The 20,410-nt window shown below is 62.6% G+C and carries 10 protein-coding genes; 7 read left to right on the top strand and 3 right to left on the bottom strand.

Annotated elements, in window-relative coordinates:
- Positions 1-101 precede the first annotated feature (101 nt).
- Complete coding sequence (locus tag JIN84_RS03005) at positions 102-5,612, bottom strand: DNRLRE domain-containing protein (RefSeq protein ID WP_200349524.1); 5,511 nt, start codon at positions 5,610-5,612, stop codon at positions 102-104.
- Positions 5,613-5,841: 229 nt separating this feature from the next.
- Here JIN84_RS03005 and JIN84_RS03010 point away from each other — a divergent pair, with 229 nt between their 5' ends.
- From JIN84_RS03010 to JIN84_RS03030, 5 genes are all read left to right on the top strand, one after another.
- A complete protein-coding gene (locus JIN84_RS03010) occupies positions 5,842-6,570 on the top strand; it encodes a hypothetical protein (protein WP_200349525.1) in 729 nt (242 codons plus the stop codon).
- 43 nt (positions 6,571-6,613) lie between these two features.
- On the top strand, positions 6,614-10,903 hold the full coding sequence (locus JIN84_RS03015) for an Ig-like domain-containing protein (protein ID WP_200349526.1): 4,290 nt from the start codon (positions 6,614-6,616) through the stop codon (positions 10,901-10,903).
- A 12-nt stretch (positions 10,904-10,915) separates the two neighbouring features.
- Complete coding sequence (locus tag JIN84_RS03020) at positions 10,916-11,734, top strand: tetratricopeptide repeat protein (protein ID WP_200349527.1); 819 nt, start codon at positions 10,916-10,918, stop codon at positions 11,732-11,734.
- Between the two features lie 151 nt (positions 11,735-11,885).
- On the top strand, positions 11,886-12,890 hold the full coding sequence (locus tag JIN84_RS03025; protein ID WP_200349528.1) for a hypothetical protein: 1,005 nt from the start codon (positions 11,886-11,888) through the stop codon (positions 12,888-12,890).
- Between the two features lie 130 nt (positions 12,891-13,020).
- The gene (locus tag JIN84_RS03030) at positions 13,021-13,221 is read left to right on the top strand and encodes a hypothetical protein (RefSeq protein WP_200349529.1); all 201 of its coding nucleotides are present in this window, start codon (positions 13,021-13,023) and stop codon (positions 13,219-13,221) included.
- 610 nt (positions 13,222-13,831) lie between these two features.
- Here JIN84_RS03030 and JIN84_RS03035 read toward each other — a convergent pair.
- Both JIN84_RS03035 and JIN84_RS03040 read right to left on the bottom strand, forming a co-directional pair.
- Positions 13,832-16,975, bottom strand: coding sequence for an efflux RND transporter permease subunit (locus JIN84_RS03035; RefSeq protein ID WP_200349530.1), 3,144 nt, complete (start codon positions 16,973-16,975; stop codon positions 13,832-13,834).
- A 6-nt stretch (positions 16,976-16,981) separates the two neighbouring features.
- Entirely contained in the window at positions 16,982-18,181 is a 1,200-nt protein-coding gene (locus JIN84_RS03040; protein ID WP_200349531.1) for an efflux RND transporter periplasmic adaptor subunit, read from the bottom strand.
- 353 nt (positions 18,182-18,534) lie between these two features.
- On the opposite strand from JIN84_RS03040, the gene JIN84_RS03045 reads away from it, so the two are divergent.
- Positions 18,535-19,929, top strand: coding sequence for an efflux transporter outer membrane subunit (locus tag JIN84_RS03045; protein WP_200349532.1), 1,395 nt, complete (start codon positions 18,535-18,537; stop codon positions 19,927-19,929).
- Positions 19,930-19,947: 18 nt separating this feature from the next.
- Entirely contained in the window at positions 19,948-20,400 is a 453-nt protein-coding gene (locus JIN84_RS03050) for a potassium channel family protein (protein ID WP_200349533.1), read from the top strand.
- Positions 20,401-20,410 lie beyond the last annotated feature (10 nt).

The following is a 20,410-nucleotide window of genomic DNA, read 5'->3' on the forward strand; positions in this document are numbered from 1 at the left end:
AAAAAGAGATAAAAAACGAATTTTTGAGAATTGGGGGGGAGAAAGGTGAAGGGCGCGCCCGGTGACCTTGCGGAAACCCGGACGCGCCCCGAGCGGGTGGATCAAGGAGTGTGGACGACTTCCAGACGGAAGAATTTCTTGTCCGCTCCCAGGGTGTGGGTCAGCGAGATGGCGGTGGGGTCGTTCACCGCGGACGATTCGGCGGTCCAAACACCCAGGTCCGTGCTGCTCACGATGCGGTAGCTGATCCGTGGATCATTCGCAGCCAGGGTGCCCTTGGGGAAGGACAGGCTGAACTGATTCCCGTTGCGCAAGGCCGTGGGCAACACGTTCGGGGTGGTCGGATTGAAGCCGAGCGCGTATTCCACCAGGGCGGTGATGCCGTCATGGTCGTTGTCGGAATCCATCGTGATCCCGGCGGCATCGAACGAGGCGGCCCAGGCTTCGAAAGAATTCCCTTCCGGAGCATCGCCACCGATGGTGAAGATCCGGAGACGCGGAGCGACGTCGGCAGCGGCACCCGGGAAGTAGAATGTCCAGTTGTCGTTGCCACCCTTCGGCTTCAGGTAGAAGCCGAAGTTCGGGGCTCCGGCGCGCCAGTTGCGGATGATCGAGGTGACATCCACCGCCGTGGTGGAGTTTTGTCCGAGACCCGTGAGGGCGGCGGTGCTCTCCGCGACGTGCTCGCCGATGACCGGGCCATTGAGCCCATACGAGGTCGCAGGGGTCCAATCCTGCAGCACCTGGTGGATCTCGGTCGGCGTGCTGCTCTGGCCTTCGCCTTCGCCATCGCCTTCGCCGTTCGTGTGGATGAGCAGTTCGGCCCTGACGATCTCCTCATTCGCAGGAATGGAGTTCGGGCTTCCATCAAACGCGAACGGGAACTTCAGGAAGGCCTCCTTGGTTGCCAACGGATCCGAAACGATTGTTCCGATGTGGCCCTCGAGCGTGGCACCATCCACGGTGGAGGTCCCGGACTTGTAGCTGATCACCGAGGAACGATCGCCGAACAGGGTGTATTCCCGGACCGGCACGGTGGTGTAGGTCACCGTCAGCTTCGGCCGTTTCGACAGGGTCTTGTGGCCAACGGTGCCGTAGCTGAGCGCATCGCTCGTTCCACCATCGTAGATGCTGAACCCGTAGTTCGGCATGCCGGACGCCCACTCCCGGAGGATGCTCGTCACATTGGCGCTGCCGACCGCGTTCAGGGCGAGACGAGGGAAGCCGGCGACAGGTGTGCGGGCGGATCCCCCGCGGGCGCCTTGCAGCGGTCCGCTGTTGCCGTTCGAGATGCTGTCATGCGTGGTTGTCGCATCGACAGGCACCGTCAGGCGGTCGACGACGAACGGCCCTGGCGAGGTGTCGTTGGTGGAACCGCCGACGGTGATCGTGAGGGAGGCATCGAGGATCTTCGCATTCGAAGGGATCCTGCCGGCGGTATTGCCGAAGATGTTGTCGAAGCGCATCAGGTCGTTCACATCCGGAATGCCGCCGTCGACACCATAAACCTCGATCGTGGAGCCGAGTCGGGTGGTTCCTTGGTCGCTGATCTGCAGTTGGAACTGGCCGGTGTAGTTGTTGCCCTCCTGGAAGACCAGGGTGGTCGTCGGAAAGACCGGCCTCGAATCCTGGATCACACCGGCTGCCGAGGTGGACGAGCCCGGGGTGTAACCCGGTCCGGCGGCAAGCGTGATGATCACGGTTTCATCCTGTTCCAAGGTGGAATCCTTCAGGAGGGAAACCACGATTTCCGCAGATGCCGCTCCGGCCGGGATCGTCACCGATCCGGTGAGCGGGGTGAAATCACTGCCGGAGGTGGCGGTGCCGCTGACGGTGTAGTTGACCACCTGGTCCCCGGTCGTGGCGCCGGAGCGCGAGACCTGGAATTTCAACGTGGCATCCGCGTCGTCCTCGGCGGTGGAATTCCTGATCGGAGTGATCGAGACCTCGTTCGCACCGGGCAAGGTTGGATTGATCGGGGTGGCCAGGAAGCGGAAACCACTCGCCTGGTTGGCGCGGTTGAGGCCGGGAAGATCCTGGGAGAAGATCAGGAAGCTGTTCCCCGCGGCGGAGTAGTGATAGATGTTGTCACCGCCGTTGTTGCTTTGTCCCGGATTGTTGTCCGCACAGATGAACAGAGCGGTGTTCGAGGGATTGATCGCGCTGCCGTCACCAAAGGTCAGTTCATACCCCCGGGCGGTTTGGTTGACCGTGAACCCGAGAGTGGCGAGGTCGCCATTGAGCGCGGTGGTCTCGAAATCCCCGCTGGTCGAAGTCTTCTGGTTCAGCCATCCGCTGAGGACACGGGTGGCCGTGCTCGGGATGTAGAGGATCGTGAAGTCGCTGTCCTCGGTGGTTTGGAAGTTGTCACGGGTGGTGACGATCCAGTTGTCTCCGGAGCGGACGACCGAGGCCACGTTGTCCGAGTCATTGCCCGCCGAGACGACGATGACGTTGCCTGTCATCGGCAGACCGTAGATGTGGTAGGTTCCCGCGATGACTCCTTGATCGTTCGTTGGCCGGGTGATCCTCGCGGTGGCGGGCAGGTTGCTGCTGCCGGCGATGACCGTTCCATCCGCGGCGATGTTCGCGCCTGTCCAGCCTTGGGCGAACGGGAACCAACCGAGCGAGAACGACGAGGACTCCGGAGCGGTCGTCGGATGCGCGTCTCCCGGACCGCTGTTGTCGCGGCTGCTCACGTGATAGACGCCATCCGCGTTGTAGGGGGCGACGACGTTGTCGTATGGCGCGAGGTTGCCGTTGAGGCTCGTGTTGGTGGTGAGCAGCACGCCCGCGTTGAATGGGGCCGCCGTGCCATTGATGTTGACCGCGATGTCACCCGAGTCCGTTCCAAGGCCGGTGAAGGCGCGCGGAGCCGCGGTGGAGGCGAGCACGGTCCAGGGGGCGGGACTTGCCGCCTCTGTTTCAAGCTCGGTTCCGGTGGCGAGGTCGACATCCTTGCCGTCGATGATTCCCGCCGAGTAACCCGGGACCGTCGGTGAATTGTAGTTCACAGAGGTGGTGAGGATGTTGTCCGTGCGGCTGCTGTTGCCGAGGTTGTCATAAACCACCGCCACCATGCGGCGGATCGCGACAGGAGGTGTGGCATAGGTGAAGGAATACGGAGGAGTGGTCACGGTGGCGACGAGGATGTCGTTATCGTAGTATTCCACCTTGGAGATCGTGCCGTCCGGATCACTCGCCTCCACCGTGTAGGTGAGCGGTGTGGTGTTGGTGATGGACAGGCCTTCCGCAGGGCTGAGGAAACGGATCGTCGGGTTGGCGCTGCCGTTGTAGGTCTGGCCCGTGGCCCAGACCGGAGCGCTGACGAAGGTTCCCACCAGGTTCGGGGCGACGCTGCTGGTGATTGAAGTTCCCGATCCCTCGCTCATGCCGAAGCGGGCGACGAGGCCCCCGGCGGTTTCCAGTTCCGAGTTGATCGTCTCGCGGATCTGGACCTGTGTGCGGGCGACGTTCCAAACGCGGGCTTCGTCGATGAAGCCGCCGAAGGCTCCTTCGGGAAGACCACCGGAATTCAATGCCGAGGCGATCGACGCATGCTGGACGCTGTCCGCGCGGGGTATGATCGGATTTCCATTGATCTTGGGGGCTTCGACCACGGCCTCGAGGTTGCCGTTCAGGTAGAGACGCCAGTGGGTGCCGTCGAAGGCCGCGGCGGCATGCTGCCACTGGCCGAATGGGACGGGAGTCCGGCCGACAACCGGAGCGTTCACTCCGCCTCCGGCCGCCGCATTGGCGCCGGTTCCCTCGAAGTCGGCGCAGAGCACGCCATCGCTTTCGCGGATTCCGAGGAACCAGTTCATGTCGAGCGCGGAGGAGTCGGCTTGTTCGCGACCCTTCGCGATCAGCGGGATGGCGACCACGCCTCCCGTGTTGGTGGAGGTTCCCTTCGTTTCACGGCGGAACCAGGTTTCCAAGGTGAAGGTGGAAAGCTTCAATGCGGCCGGATTCCCCAGGGTGACGTGATCCGCCGCTCCGTCGAAATAAAGACCGCCGACGCCGGCGGGAGGAAGCACCGAGAACTTGACGTCCTCCGACGAGACGGTGGTCAGATCCGGGCGGGTCATCGTCGCGCGGAGGGTGAAATTGCCAAACTTGTCCGCAGGGAAGGACACCGAGAATGGATTGCTCTCGTCGGACTGGAAGGTCTCACCATCGACAACAAAGTCCACCTTCGTGGCTGGAGAGGTGGTGGTCGCCTGGAGGTCGAAAGGCGTGCCGATCGTATGGCGCGAGGCGTTCACCGGGCTGGTGATCGTGACCGGAGGAATTTCGCTGGAGACGATGTTGAGGACCGGACGGCGGGCCGCGTTCGTGGCTCCGGAAAAATAGAACGCCCAGGCATCCGGCGTGCCCGCGCCGATGTAGAGACCGTTGTTCTGGGCACCGGCCGCCCACGCCTTCACCGCTTCGGTCACATCCACATCCACCACTTCCGTCCTCGCCATGTCCCTGAGGGTGGCGACGGCGGGGGTGATGATGTTCCCTGCGGCGAGGAGTTTGCCGCTTTCGCCGGTGAAGCTGCCGGTCGGGCCATATTTGGTGGTTTCAGTGAATGGAACCAGCAGGCGGTGCACGGTGAACGGACCCGAGCTATGCGAACTGTCATCCACAAAGACGAGGTTCTTGTCCGCGTTGAGTGTGCCGAAGCCGCCTGTGACGAATTTCAGCGTCGCCTTTTCAATCTTGCGCCCCGTGAGGCTCTGCTCGATGCCGTCAAAGCGCAACAGGCCCGGAATGTCCGCCTCATTGGTGTTGGCGGGATTCAATCCGTCGAGACCCTTCTCATTCGGAAAGTTGCGTCCCAGCTCGCTGTTCCCCGGCGTCGTGCTCGTGGCGCCGTTCCGGTTGAGAATCATGTCCGCCGCGCCGGTGTATCCGTTGAGTCCCTGCTGATAGTCGACCGACTTCGCGTCATCCCCGAGGATATAGGTCACCTCGAGTTTCGGGCGCAGGCTGGGGTTGGTGGCTCCGGAGGAATTGAAGATCCACGCGTTGGTTCCCCGGTTCGGGTTGATTCCAATGCCGTAGTTCGGCGATCCATCCACCCATGACTGCACCGCACGGGTGATGTCGGTGGAAGCGCTCAAGCCGCCGGTCACGTTCGGTGGCCGGAAGGTTCCCAGCAGCCAGTCCGAATCACCGATCACCCCGTCATCACCGAAACCCACGACGCCATCACGGGTCGCCATGCTTGACGACGAGTCGAACTCCCTTGTCAGGCGGTAGACCTGGAAGATGTCTCCGCTATGGTCATTGCCTCCCGTTCCCGCCACTACGGTCAGCTTCGCCTCGATGATCTTCGCGCCCTGCGGGATGATGGTTTCGATGTCATTGAACCGGAGCAGCGCGTTGGAATAAGCGGAATCCCCCCATTTGTCGCCACCGCCATCGATGTTCATCGTGGTCCCGGAGCTTCCGCCCGTCAGGGTGATCTGGCGGTCCACCTCTCCATTGTATAGCTCCGAGGGGTCGGCGGGGTGTTTCAAGCCGTTTTGAAAGACGATTGTCACCGGTTCGGCGGCCCATGTCTGCGCGCAGGACGCGGCGAAGATCGCGAGAGGGAGAGATGATAGATGTTTGAATTTCATGGTATGAAGGGAAGGGGAAACATGAACCGCGCTGGCGGATCTGGCGGAGAACACCCTGAAACCCTCCTGATGCGAAAAGATTTTGTGAGACGAAACTGTGACTTGATTCCCATCATGCAAAATCCACATCGATCCTGTTACATAAAGTCACATAACTCCCCTGATTGTGTTCCGATATTGTAACAAACGGGTTCGTGTCATTCCGGGTCATCACGCGTTTCTAAAAAGCATGTTCCGACTATTGTTATCATTAGGGCTCGCCGGACTCTCCATGGCGGCCGAGGTTCCGCAGCACCGGTTGCGGCTGCTGGCCGTGGGCAACCCGCCGCCCTTCAAGCAGGAAATCCGCGACGGCGTCCGCTACGAGCTTCCCGCGCCCGAGGGAACGATCCCGCCCCGTGCCGTGAAACTGCCGGCGCTTTCGGAAGACGGGACGCCCGGCGAAGGAGAAGGGGCCTCCATCAAGGTCCGCCTGGGCCAGACCACCGCCCCCGCCACTTTCACGGCGCCGAAGGATGGAAAACTCAGCCTCCGGTCGGACAAGGGTTTGAAATGGCTGGACCTTCCGCTCCAGGCGTGCGGAGCAAGCCTCGCGCTCGTCTGGCGCGGCGGCAAGGACTGGAGCGAACCCCGTGCCATCGTGGTGCCGGACGACGCCGTGGCGCGCGCCGAGGGCAGCGTCCATTTCACCAACCTCACGGCCGCCCCGATGGCGGTTGTGATCGGGACCGAAAAAATCCGCCTGGAACCGGGCAAGACCTTCGACCGCAAGCTGGCTCCCGGCGCCGCCGCCCTGCCGCTGGACATTTCCTATCCCGTTTCCGGCGGACTGAAAAGCTGTCACTCATCCTCCCTGGAATTCAACCGGGGGAATTTCCACCGCATCATCATCTACGCCGCCGATGTCAAGGATGCCCGCATGCCGGTGAAGGTGCTCCAACTGGAGGAACCCGGTTGACCTGGAGCTCCCTCGCATCATCCACACCAGGATTTCCAGCGGCATGTCCTTCTTCCCAATCCGGCCCGCCATCGGGCTGCTCCCATTCGTCCTCCTCAATCCGGCCTCCCTTGCGGGAACCGAATTCGGCAACCTCCTCGTCCGCCAGCTCAACGGGACCAACAACTCGCTCACAAGCGCCTCTCCGTCGGTCTCGCTCGCGCTTCAGGCCGGAGCATCCACCGGCGTCTCCATCACCGGTGGCAACCGCGGGGACTACAATCTCTCATTCGGCAACACCAGCGATCCGGCGGCGGGCGTCCTCATCACCTCGCCATCCCAGAACAGCCGTGATGACAGCGCCGTCGGCGGTCCCGCCATCGGTGCGCACCAGGCCACCACGGCGGTTGAGATCTCCGGTGCCCGGTATTATGTACCCGTCTTCCGCGCGCCGGAGGGAGATGAGGCGAACATCAATGTCTCGTTCGCCTTCCTGCCTTACAACACCTGGGCCGGCGGTGTCGCGGTCAATGCCGAGAACGGAGGCCCCATCACCAGCCTGACAGGCTCTCCCGGCCTTGTGCGGGGGACCCATTTCATCGACTCCGCCACGACGGAAGGCATCTACCGGCTCAACCTTTCACCTCTCGTCACCGCCGCCTCACAAAACGGAGTGCTGCTCGTGACTGGCGCGAAAAACGAGGACAACCACGCGCTTTCCCAGGCCAACACCGATGGCAGCTTCTCCATCTTCTGCCACGACAACGGATCCAACGGAGCCTCTTACGAAAACGACCCGGTCGCTTTCTCCTATCTTCCGAAATCCGCCGTCGGCACGAACAATCTGGTGGCGATCGGGCGGGTGAACGGCAACGCCACCACGGATGTCGCGGCGGGTTCGTTCACCGTCAGGAAGGGCGGTACCGGGCAGTGGCTCCTGTCGATTTCCGGTCATACCCATCTGACGGGCACTCTTCTGATCAGCGCCGAGGGGGGAGCGACAAACAATGCGGACAATATCGTTTCCGCGGAGTGGGATGAGGACAACGGCCGCTGGATCGTTGAAAGCCGGGACCTCCCCGGAGTCGGGCTCCAGAACATGGACACCGCGGCGGAAGACGCCTTCAGCTTCGCCTTCTTCTCCAGGATCACCGCCACCGGCAATGCTCCGGAGATTTCCCTCACCTCTCCGGCAAACGCAGCCACCCACACCGCAGGCTCCCCGATCCTCCTGGCGGCGAACGCGTCCGACGACGGCGCGGTCTCCGCGGTCAGGTTTTACGATGGCGAGGTTCTTCTAGGCACCGATACCTCGCCGCCCTACCAGTTCACCTGGAACGCGGCATCTCTCGGCACGCACACATTGAACGCCCGTGTCACCGACAACCGGGGATTCGTCACCCGCTCCGCTCCGGCCACGATCAACGTCGTTCCCGCCTCGGGCAGCGGCGGACTTTACTTTGACGGGACGGATGACTTCGTCACCTTCGGCAACAGTCCCGCATTCCGGTTGGTGGATTTCACCCTTGAGTGCTGGTTCCGGCGCGAGCCGGGCGGAGTCGCAATCCATGTGGGAGGGATCGAAGCCATCCCGCTCGTCGCGAAGGGCAGGACGGAGGACATCGGGTGCAATTTTTTCCTCGGGATCGACGAGGCTACAGGAAAAATCGCCGCGAATTTCAAGGATAGGGAGACGGGCGGGTACCATCCGCTTGTCGGAAAAACCCATCTGCCGGACGGCGTCTGGCATCATGCCGCGGCCACCTGTGACGGCGACGAATTCCGCCTTTACCTGAATGGAAATCTTGAAGCGGCCGTTGAGGTGAAGGGTTCCACCCCGAGGTCGGATTCCGTTCTCCACACCACGCTCGGGACCAGCCTGGATTCCAACGGCACACCCGGCGGGTGGTTCTCCGGCTTCATGGACGAGGTCCGCGTATGGAACAGGGCCCGCACTTCCGCCGAGATCCGCTCGGGTCTGAACAGCGGGATCCCCACGGCATCCGGACTGGTGGCCCGCTACGACATGAACGAAATTTCCGGCGACATCCAAAGCAGCGTGGCCGGTGCGGCCTCCGGCATCCTGACCAACGGGGTGTCCAGGACCACCGGGGCACCGTTCGATCTGGATGTGCCACCCGCCATCACGGCGACCTCTCCCTCGGCCGGGCAATCCGGCGTTCCCCGCAACGCGAGGTTGCAAGTCCTCACGGAAGATCCGGATGACACGTCACTCACCGTCCGTTATTTCGGGAGAGACACGGCCAGCGGTCCGCTCAGCGACTTCACGCTCGTCGCCCTGCCGGACACCCAGTTTTATTCTGAAAACGAAGGTGGCAATCTCGGGAGAATCTTCTCCGCGCAGACGGACTGGATCGTCTCGCAGAGGAAGACATTGGGCATCGAAGGCGTGCTCCACCTCGGTGACATCACGCAGTATGGCGACAAGCCGGCCACCGCGGCGAGCGAATGGGCCATCGCATCGGACGCCATGTACCGGCTGGAAAATCCCCTGACCACCCTGCTGCCCCACGGGATCCCCTACGTCCTCGCCGTGGGAAACCATGACCAGACGCCGATTGGAAACGCCGATGGAACCACGACGGGCTTCAACACCTGGTTCGGCGTCCACCCCACGACCGGGGTCAATCATTTCGCGGGCAAGCCTTACTACGGCGGCACCTCCGTCCCCCACAGCGCGGACAACAATTACATCCTCTTCAGCGCGGGCGGGTTGGATTTCATCGTGATCAGCTTCGAATTCGACAACACCCCCGACGACGATGACCTGGCGTGGGCGGACGCGCTGCTCAAGGCCCACCCGACCCGCTGCGGGATCATCATCACCCACTGGACGGTGAATACGGGAAATCCCGCCGCATTCAGCCCCCAAGGCTCGGCGATTTACGAGGCGCTTAAAAACAATCCCAACCTCATCCTCATGCATGGCGGTCACATCGCGGGAGAAGGACGCCGCTCGGACACGTGGCAGGGACGCACGGTCCATTCGCTGCTGGCGGACTATCAGTCACGGACCAATGGCGGGGATGGCTGGCTGCGGATCCTGAAATTCCGCCCCTCGCTGAACCGCATCGAAATCAAAACCTATTCCCCCACCCTGAACCGCTACGAAACGGATGCGGACAGCCAGTTCAACCTCTCCGTCGACCTGATGGGCAGGGGGCATCCGTTCGAGGAAATCGGCACGGTTGCCGGACCGCCCGGCGAGACCGGGATGGACTGGGGTGGCCTTGATCCCGCAGGACGATACGAGTGGTATGCGGAGACCAGCGATGGCACGAGCGTCGCGAAAACCGACGTCCGGACCTTCACCACCACCGGCACCCAATACCCGCCGACCGTCTCGCTGGATTCTCCGGCCAATGCCGCCGTCTTCACGGAAGGCCAGCCGATCACGCTCCAAGCCACGGCTTCCGACCCTGACGGGCAGATCGCGAAGGTCCGCTATTTTTCCGGGACGACCCTGTTGGGCGAATCCACCACTCCGCCCCATGCCTTCCTATGGGAAAACCCGCCCGTCGGGACACACACCCTTTTCGTGAAAGCCATCGACAACGAGGGTCTCGAGGGTTCCGCCCTTCCGACCGAAGTACGGGTCGTGGCGAAACCAAAGGTTTCCATCCTCGCGACGGATGCGGCTGCCGGTGAATTCGGCGAGGATCAGACACTCGCCTTCACCTTCAGCCGTGATGGCGGTACGGACGGATCTCTCGAGGTGGACTACCATCTGTCCGGCACCGCAACGGCCGGCGCCGATTTCACCACCATGCCCGGGAGCGTCAGCATTCCGGACGGCCGGACATCGGCGGTCGTCAGCACCACCGTCCTGACGGATGACCTTTCGGAAGGCGATGAGACACTGACGGTCACCCTCGTGGCGAAGCCATCCTATGAGCTGGGCGTTCAGAATTCCGCGACAGCGATGATCGGCGACCGCCCCTTCAGCGCTTGGCTCCACCAACATGACTTCGGAGGCCCCTCGGACGATCACGATCAGGACGGCGTGCCGAACATCATCGAGTATTACACGGGAGGCCGTGGCGACGTCGCGGATGGCGGCAATCCAATCAGGGCCATCGACGCGGGCGATGGGGTTTTTGTCGCACATTTCAAGCGGTCCAAGGAAGCGGTGGATGTCACCGCCACCATCGAGTGGTCCACGGATCTGGAAAACTGGCACCTCTCCGGTGCGGGCAACGGCAGCCAGACCGCGGTCATCACGACCCGCGTGATTTCTCCGGATGAGAATCCTGAAACGCTGGAGGCGAAGGCCACGATCACGGCAGGTCCCCTGCCGGCGTCGTTCCACCTGCGGCTGGCGGTCCGCCCCTGACATTTCCGGAGCATGAGATTTCCTCTTCCCGCCCTTGGCCTGGCCTGCTTGATCGTGCCGCTATCCGCCCATCCGGACCCGGGGCACACCCTGGCGGAGATCGACAGTCATCTCGCGGAGTCTCCGGATGATCCGGAACTATTGAGACGCAAGGCAGAGCTGTTCCTTCAAACGGGCCACGTCCGGCAGGCGATCCCTGTCGCGGTGAAGGCGCTTTCCATTTCGCCGGACGATCCCGCCACGCTCCTGTTGCAGGCGCGTGTCAGCGTCGCACGGAAAAACCCGGAAAACGCCATCACCCGGCTGGAGGAAATCAACCGGCGATTTCCCCGGTTCGCCGATGCCTGGGCCTTGATGGCCCGCCTGCGACATGAGGCGGGAAACACCGACGGAGCCATCACCGCCAAGCTCCGCCAGTTGGAAACCGACGACCAGCCGGCTCCCGTCGATTTTCTCAACGCCGCCGCGTGGCTGGTCCAACGGGCGGGCTCCGGAGACGCCGACATGGCGGTCTCGCTGCTGGACCGCGGCATCGGCCTCTTCGGCAATGTCATCGAACTCCAGCGGAGCGCGATCCGCCTGGAATGTTCGCTAGGCCGTCATGATGCCGCGCTCCGGCGGGTGGACACATTGGTTGCCAGGTATCGACCTTCGGTTGAATTTTCGCTGCTGCGGGCGGACATCCATGAAGCCGCGGGCCGGTACCGGGACGCGGCTTCCGCCTGTGATTCGGCCATCGCCCTGCTTGATATCGAAACGGAAAGCCCGCCTGTGGCGCAGCTCAGGGAGTCGATCCTGCGGCGGAAAGAAGAGAATCTGGGCAGGCCCTGACCCACGGTCCACCCATGCATGCCCGCACCACAGGCGGCAGAACCGGGACAAGAAACCAGCGAAAAAAGGATCCGCGAGATCAGACCAACGTCCCATTCCCCCGAAGCACTCTCCGCTTGATGGGGTATGGGGAATATCCTTGTTTCGAATCATGTCAAAAGTCCCAATTATCCTGATGGCGGGTTTGTTGCCCACCCTTTGCCTGTCACAGACACCTCCGGCCATCGACTATGCCGCACGTGTCGAATCGGTGGCCGACCTGAAGGAGCACATCGCCCAAAGGGAGGTGCGCTTCGAATCGGTGAAAAAAGACCTGCACGCGCTGGATGAGCGGGTGGAGAAGCAGATCTCCGACATTGTGACGAGGCTCTCGTCCCTCAGGGATTCCAACGAATCGAAAACCCGCGTGGCCAATGTGAAGGCCGACGTCATGCACGCGCTGGTCCGCACGACCGGCGTCTACCGGCAGAAGCGCATGGAGGCGTTCGAGCGCATCCGCAAGGACCCCGGCGCGCCGAAGGAAATGCTTGAGCGGGAAATCGCGATCTTCGACGAGCGCGTCGGAAAACGGATCCAGCAGATCGTTGAAATCGCGCGCTCCCAGCCCGGTCATGTGGACATCGAGAAATACGAGTCCGACGGCGGCCACTACTGGAGAGGCTGGGCGGTGGAGAACACCCGGATCAGCGAGGATTGGAAACAGAACCGCCGGGACTCGACCTCGGACGAAAAGATCCGGCGCGAGCTGGTCGAGGGACTGGACAAGGCCCTGGAACGGAACCAGGCCCGGAGGGCATCCCTCGCCAGCAACCTGGCGACCGGCAAGCAGACGGAAAATAGCAAGGAAGCGATGGAAGAGGAGCTCGGGCGGACGGATGCCATCATCGACGACCTGCGTGCGCAGAAGCGCGAACTCACCCTGCCCAGCGTGGGCGCGACAAGGGAAATCGGCCGGGACGAGGCCCGGGACGGCGAAGCGATGCTGGATGACGCACGGGCCGACCTGGCGCGGGACATGGCCGAGATCATGCGCAAATTCACCGAACTCGACCGGGAGGGAACCAATATCCACTCCCTGAAAGAGAACCTCAAGGCCCGCGAGGAATGGCTGAAGAACAATCCGCCTCCCGCCGGAGGCACGCCATCGAAGGAGTGACGCCTCCTGCCGGGGGGTGAAGGTTTTCAACAGGTTCTCCCGACAGGGTTCTCCCGACAGGGTTTCCTTGTTTTTCATCTTCCCCGGCCATCTTTCGCATACGCGAGCAAATCAACCCGACGAGCAAACCATGAAAATCAAAAACATCCCCTTCCTGTTGGCGGCCATCGCAGCCATTCCTTTCTGCACATCGTGCGCGAGCAACGAACAACTCCAGGAGCGCATGGACAGGCGCAATGAAAGGTATACGAAATACACCGAACGCCATGAAATCCGCACCGACGCACGGCAGAAAAGGACCGACGAGTGGTTCGACCATCAAATGAACTGAGATCAATCCTTCCGCCGCATCCGGCGGAAGGACACCTCCCCGCACTCTTCCAAACATGGACCTACAAAACATGGATCCACGACGGGACAGTTTGAGTGTCCGGCACGGCGGTATTCCCAGCACCAAAGGTGCGGAATGTGAAAGCCCGGGGTGAGCGAAGCGCAACCCCGGGACCACGATCCCCGAAGTATGAAGTCCTGAAAGGACGCAATCCGGTGGTGCGGCGTGCCATGGATGTCGTCCCTGTAGGACTTGGAGTCTGATGTGACATCCAACCGGGGCTGCGCGGTGCTTGCCCCGGGCTGTCTCATTCCGCACCTTTGGTGCTGTGGAAAATGCCGGATGCGGGCCGGATGCGGGCCGGATGCGGGCCGGATGCGGGCCGGATGCGGGCCGGATGCGGGCCGGATGATCGCCGGATGATCGCCGGATGATCGCCGGATGATCGCCGGATGATCGCCGGATGATCGCCGGATGATCGCAAACCGATGCTTCGTTTCAGGAATGTGTGTTATTCAAGGCGTCGCCACTTGGATCACAGCATTTTGCGAAACGCCATCGCCGCCGGACAAAGGGATTGCGCCAATTACGCCAAGCCACTTTCCTCGATTCAGTGACCGGCGACAGGTTCGGCGGGCGGCCGGGGGCTGTTCTTCTGTCTCCGGTCGGTGAACTTCTGGACGAAGACATAGCAGACCGGAATCAGGAACAGGCCGATGACCGTGGAGATCGTCATTCCGTAAACCACTCCGGTGCCCATGGTGGCGCGCGAGGCGGCACCCGACCCCTTGGCAAGCATCAGGGGCACACAACCGAGGATGAAGGCGAACGATGTCATGAGGATCGGGCGCAGCCGCAGCTTCGCACCCTCCAGCGCGGCCTGGAGCGTGGGCACACCCTCGTCACGTTTCATCTTGGCGAACTCGACGATGAGAATGGCGTTCTTCGCCGCGAGGCCGATGAGCATGACCAGGCCGACCTGCGCGTAGACGTTCATCTCATACTTGTTGAGCAACAGCCCGACCATCGTTCCAAGGATGACGGTGGGCACGGAAAGCAGGACCGCGAACGGCAGCGACCAGCTTTCATACTGCGCGGCCAGCAGCAGGAAGACGAAGACGACCGCCATGCCGAAGATGACGCCCGCCTGCCCTTCCGACTTTTTTTCCTGGAGCGTGAGACCGGACCACTCGTAGCCGACATTGGAAGGCATTTCCGCCATCACCTCCTCCATCGCCTTGAGCGCCTGCGCGGAGCTGTATCCCGGAGCGGGGGCGCCCATCATTTCAGCGGAGAGGAAGAGGTTGAAGCGGGTGGCGAAGTTCGGGCCGGACATCTTGGTGACCTTCACCAGCGTGCTGAGCGGCACCATGCCGCCATCATTGTTGCGGACGTAAAATTTCCCGATGTCGTCGGGTGTGTTGGTGAATTCCGATTCCGCCTGCAGGAAGACCTTGTAGACCCGGCCGAACTTCACGAAGTCGTTCACGTATAGGCCGCTCAGGTAGGCCTGCAGGGTTTGGAAAACACTGTCCACCGGCACGCCGAGCGTGCGGGCTTTCTCGCGGTCCATCTCGACCTTCACCTGCGGGGTGGCCGGATTGAAGGTGGTGGTGAGGCGGCCGATTTCCGGGCGCTTCGCCGCGGCGGCCTGCACCTGGCTGACAATCTCGGAGAGCTGGGCGATGTCGCCGCCGGAACGCTCCTGAAGCTGCATCGTGAAACCGGAGACATTGCCATAGCCGGGAAGGGGCGGAGGCCCGAAGGCGAAGATCCGCGCGCCGGGAATGCCGGCGAATTTCCTGTTCCACGTTTCCGCGAGCGCCTTGGCGTGCATCCCCGGGGACGCGCGCTCCTTCCAGTCATCCAGACCGATGAACATGAGCGCGGCGTTCGAGACGTTCAGGTTGTTGAGAATGTTCATGCCGCTCAGCGCGAGGGCGGAGCGCACGCCGGGCGTGCTGTTCACGACTTCCTCCACCTGTTTCAGGATTTCGTCCGAGCGTTGCAACGACGCGCCCTCCGGCAGCTCGATGGCGACGAAAAGATATCCCTTGTCCTCATCCGGGATGAATCCGCCCGGCACCACCTTGCCGAGGCCCCAGATGCCGCCGCAGACGATGACGAGCAGCAGCATGGAGAATGTCGCCTTGCGGGTGAGGCCGCCGACGATGTTGCCGTATTTCTCGATGATCCAGTCGAAGAACGCGTTGAACTTCTTGAAGAACCAGGCGATCGGACCACGGCCGGGAGTCGGCTTGCGCAGCAGCAGGGCGGAAAGCGCCGGACTGAGTGTGAGCGCGTTGATCGCGGAGAAAATGACCGAGACCGCGATGGTGATGGCGAACTGCTGGTAAAGGCGGCCGGTGACACCACCCATGAAAGCGACGGGGACGAACACCGCGCAGAGGATGAGCGCGATGGCGACCACCGGGCCGGACACTTCCGCCATCGCCTTGCGCGTGGCATCCACGGGTGAGAGCCCGTGCTCGATGTGGTGCTGGACGGCCTCCACCACGACGATCGCGTCATCCACCACGATGCCGATGGCGAGCACCAGCCCGAACATGGTGAGCGTGTTCACGCTGAAGCCGAGCATCGGGAAGGCGATGAACACACCGAGCAGCGACACGGGCACGGTCAGCATGGGGATGATCGTGGCACGGAAACTCTGGAGGAAGATATACACCACGATGAGCACGAGCACGATGGCCTCGAACAGGGTGTGGACGATCGATTCCATCGACGCCTTGATCGGCAGGGTGGAATCGAGCGTGATCTCGTAATTCATGTCCGGCGGGAAACGCAGTTTCGCCTCCTCGAGGATCTTCTTCACGTTGCCGGCGGTCTCCAGGGCGTTGGCACCGGGAGCCAGATAGACGCCGAGCGCTCCGGCGGGGGCCTTGTTCATCCGGGCGCGGAGGTCGTAGGTCTGCGCGCCGAGTTCCACACGGCCGACGTCCTTGATCTTCACCTGCGACCCGTCGCTGTTGGAACGGATGATGATTTCCTCGAATTCCTTCGGATCCTTCAGAAGTCCCTGGGCGCGGACGTTGAACTGGCCTTCCTGCCCCGGGGGTGCGGGTTCGGCGCCGATGCGGCCGGCGGGCGACTGGGCGTTCTGTTCCTTGATGGCGTTTCCGATGTCGGTGGGAGTAACGCCGAGGGAGGCGAGCTTGTCCGGCATCAGCCAGATGCGCATGGAATAATCCTGCGCGGTGAAATTCTTCACATCACCCACGCCGCGCACGCGCTTGATCTGGTCCACCAGGTTGATGTCCGCGTAGTTGCCGAGGAAGACACCGTCGTAGGTGCCCTTGGGCGAGGACAATCCGATGGCCAGCAGGATGTCCGGACTGGAACGGTTGGTGATGACGCCTTCGCGTTTCACCGCGTCCGGCAGTTGGGCCTCCGCCTGGCCCACGCGGTTCTGCGTGTTCACCTGCATGATGTCCACGTCCGTGCCGACGTCGAAGGTGACGTTGAGGGTCAGCTTGCCGTCGTTGGCATTGTAGGACTGCATGTAGAGCAGCTTGTCCACGCCGTTGACCTTGGATTCGATGGGTGTGGCCACCGATTCCATGACCGCTTCCGCGGCCGCTCCACGATAGGTGGACGTCACCTGGATCAGCGTGGGACTGACGATCGGATACTCCGCGATCGGGAGTCGTTTCAGGGAGATGAGGCCCACGATACAGGTGACGATGGAGATGACCATCGCCACGATGGGACGGCGGATGAAGAATTCGGCCATGATGGTTTATTTGCTGGGGGCCTTTTCCACAGGGGCGGCGGATGCCGTCTCCGCCAGTTGCACCGCGGTCTTCGGGTTCACCGCGGCTCCTTCGCGGGCCTTCTGAAGCCCTTCGACGATGATGCGCTCGCCGACCTGCAATCCCTCGAGGATGACGAAAGTGGATCCCACCTGCTCGCCTACCTGGACCGGCCGCTGGCTGGCCTTGGCATCCTGGCCCACCACCCAGACGAAGGTTTTTCCCTGAAGCTCCAGCAGCGCGCGCTCCGGGATCAGGATGCTGTCCTTGCGGACTCCGAGGTCCACGTTCACACGGGCGAACATGCCGGGCCTGAGCAGCTTGTCCTTGTTGGGAAACTCCGCCCTGATCCGCAGGGTGCCGGTCTTGGCATCCACCGCGCGGTCGATGAACACGAATTTACCGAGATCGGGACGGACCTTGCCGTCTCCGAGGGAAAGGGACAGCGGCAGCTTGGAGATCTCCTTGCCCGTCTCCTGGCTCTTGACCTGCGCGCGCATGTATTCCACCTCGCTGACATTGCAGTAGAACCAGATCGGATCGAGCGTGGACATGGTGGCGAGCAACGTCGGTTCGCCCTTGCCCACCAGTTCGCCGATGGAAACCTGCTTCGCGCCGATCAAGCCGGTGATGGGCGCCTTCACCTCGCAATATTCCAGATCGATCTTCGCGGACTCGACACGCGCCTTGGCGGTGACGACACCCGCCTCCCCGACATCGACGGAGGCGAGGGCGTTGTCCAGGTCCTGCTTGGGGATCGCACGTTTTTCATACAACGGAGTGAGCCGGGCCACGTCCGTCCGGTACTTGTGAAGCGCCGCCTCGGCCTCGCCGAGCGCTCCGTTCGCCGCATCGAGTTTTTCGAGCAGCGGCTTGCGGTCGAGTTTGAACAACACGTCGCCCGCCTTCACTTCCGCGCCTTCGATGAAATTCATGTCGTCGACAAAGGCCTCCACCCGGGCGCGGACCTCGACGTTCTGCGGCGAGTCAAGCTGGCCGATGAGCGTGGTGGAAAGCGGCGCGTCGGAAGGCTTGATCTCCATCACCTCGACCACGGGAGGCGGCGGAGCGACGGCCTCGGGCTTCTTGCAGGAACTCAACCCGGCCGCCACCAGGGACAGGGTCAGGAGGCCGGTCCTCGAAACGTGGTCGGGCCACTGTCTGGAAATTCGGAAATTCGTTTTCAAATTATGGTTTTCTAGGTTCGGAATCCTCCCTTCGCCCCGGAAGCGGTGACACGACGCGTCACCGGCCTGCGAAAATAACCGCCTCGGTACTAGGATAAACCGCGTCCCAACGTCAATACGACCTTGGTCCGACTGGGCAGATGGTTGCAAACCAGATGGACTTCCTTGGACGGTGAATTGCCTGCCTATTTCCGGGAAGGAGATCCGGAACGCTTCGCAACCACCCCCGCCTTCCCTCAGAAAACAGTGAACCGGATACTCTTCCCGCCACCCAGTTCCCATACGTCCGGCTTGCCGGAACAGGGCCCGGACCTTACTCTCCGCGTTCCTTCATTCCCAGATTTCACCTCAAGATGCGACCGCTCGATCCGATAGCCCTTGTTTCCGTTTCCATCCTCCTGAGTTCCTGCGTTCTCGGACCACAGCCGGGGTCTCCCGAACTGGATCTCCCCGGGGCGATACGAAGCGACTCCGCCCCTCATGGCAGCTCCTTCGGAGACAAGTCCTGGCACAAGGTGTTTTCGGATCCGGACCTGCGCAACCTGATCAGCCGGGCGATCGCGAACAATCCGGATCTCGTCGCAGCCACCTTCCGCATCGAACAGGCACGCGCCCTGGAAGCGGTCTCGCGTGCCGACTGGTTCCCTACCATTGGTGCTGGCACGGGTGCCACCGCGCACTATGCCTCGCCCAACGCCGGCCAGGTAGGACCCGGGGGCGACCGCCACTCGGAATCCTACGACATCACGGCGAACCTGAGCTGGGAAATCGACCTCTGGGGAGGCATCCGCCGCAGCAACGAAGCGGCCCGCTCCCGCCTGCTCCAGTCCCAGTACCTGCGGGACGCCGTGCAGACGAGCCTGGTGGCGTCCGTGGCCTCCGCCTACATCGAGTTGAAAAACCTCGAGGAGCGTCTGGCCATTTCCCGCAGGACCGCGGACAGCCGCAAGTCATCGCTGGACCTTGTCACCAGCCGCCGCGATGGCGGAGTGAGTTCGGATCTGGAGGTCGGCCAGGCGGACGCGCTGGTGGGCCAGGCGCTCACCGCCATCCCCATCACGGAAAAAGCCATCTTCGAGAAGGAGAACGAGATCCGCGCGCTGCTGGGCGAGTATCCCGGGGGCATCGCCCGCAAGGGCAGCCTGGACAACCTCGACTCGTCGCTGCGGATCAACGGCGGCCTGTCCTCGGGCCTGATGGAACGCCGCTCCGATGTGGCCGCGGCCAACCAGGCCTATCAGGCGGCGGTGGCGGAGATCGGCGTGGCCGAGGCGCTGCGCCTGCCCACGCTTTCCCTCACCGGAAGCGGCGGCCTGCTCAGCAGCGATCTGAACAATTTGCTGGAAGGCAAGTCCGGCACCTATTCGATAGGCCCCAACCTCACCGGGCCGATTTTCGACGCGGGCCGCAACAAGGCGCGAGTGGATGCCGCCAAGGCCCGCGCGGGAGAGGCTCAGGCCGCGCACAAGAGCGCCGCCGTGCAGGCTTTCCGCGAAGCCGCCGACGCGATCAACGCCCATGTGAAAACCGGGGAGATCGTCACACAGCAAACCCGCCTCGTGAACTCCTACCGTAACGTGGCCTCGGTCTCCTCGGAACGCTTCAGCGGCGGCTCATCCAGCTACCTCGAAGTGCTTGATGCCGAACGCAGCCTCTTCGATGCCGAACTGGAACTCGCGGACGCCCGGCGCGACCGCCTCCTGTCCGTGGTCCAGGCCTACCGTGCTTTGGGCGGCGGCTGGAAGTGAGCCAACCCGCCACACCCGATGCTCGCACTGCTGCTGAACCTCCTTTTGCTCGTTTCCGCCTGCGTCGCGACCCACTCGGGGGGAATGATCCTGGGAGTGCGCTGGCTGTGGCGGCTGTGGCCGCGGGATGAAACCGACTACAGACCGGGCCACACGTTCTGGTTGATCGTCCGCGTGGTTTACGGGTTGCTGCTCCTCCACCTGATCCAGATCACCATCTGGGCGGCGTTCTACCAGTTCCAGGGCTGCTTCGCGGACTTCGCCACCTCGTTTTATTTCTCCGCCACGAGTTATTCCACGCTGGGCTATGGCGACGTGCTGCTGGATGAAAAATGGCGCATCCTCGGAGCGGTCGAGGCGGTCACCGGCGTGCTCATGTTCGGCTGGAGCACCGGAATTCTTTTCACCATCGTCCATCACCTGCTTTCCCGCGTTCTCAGGAGAACGATCACGCAGCATCCCGAGCACTGACCCCTTGGAG

This window comes from Luteolibacter yonseiensis, assembly GCF_016595465.1.
In the GTDB taxonomy this organism is placed as follows: Bacteria; Verrucomicrobiota; Verrucomicrobiia; order Verrucomicrobiales; family Akkermansiaceae; genus Luteolibacter; species Luteolibacter yonseiensis.

Excerpts from the sequence above, each read along its gene's own strand:
- JIN84_RS03005 (WP_200349524.1), bottom strand. The coding sequence starts at position 5,612 with ATGAAATTCAAACATCTATCATCTCTCCCTCTCGCGATCTTCGCCGCG.
- JIN84_RS03010 (WP_200349525.1), top strand. The coding sequence starts at position 5,842 with ATGTTCCGACTATTGTTATCATTAGGGCTCGCCGGACTCTCCATGGCG.
- JIN84_RS03015 (WP_200349526.1), top strand. The coding sequence starts at position 6,614 with ATGTCCTTCTTCCCAATCCGGCCCGCCATCGGGCTGCTCCCATTCGTC.
- JIN84_RS03020 (WP_200349527.1), top strand. The coding sequence starts at position 10,916 with ATGAGATTTCCTCTTCCCGCCCTTGGCCTGGCCTGCTTGATCGTGCCG.
- JIN84_RS03025 (WP_200349528.1), top strand. The coding sequence starts at position 11,886 with ATGTCAAAAGTCCCAATTATCCTGATGGCGGGTTTGTTGCCCACCCTT.
- JIN84_RS03030 (WP_200349529.1), top strand. The coding sequence starts at position 13,021 with ATGAAAATCAAAAACATCCCCTTCCTGTTGGCGGCCATCGCAGCCATT.
- JIN84_RS03035 (WP_200349530.1), bottom strand. The coding sequence starts at position 16,975 with ATGGCCGAATTCTTCATCCGCCGTCCCATCGTGGCGATGGTCATCTCC.
- JIN84_RS03045 (WP_200349532.1), top strand. The coding sequence starts at position 18,535 with ATGCGACCGCTCGATCCGATAGCCCTTGTTTCCGTTTCCATCCTCCTG.
- JIN84_RS03050 (WP_200349533.1), top strand. The coding sequence starts at position 19,948 with ATGCTCGCACTGCTGCTGAACCTCCTTTTGCTCGTTTCCGCCTGCGTC.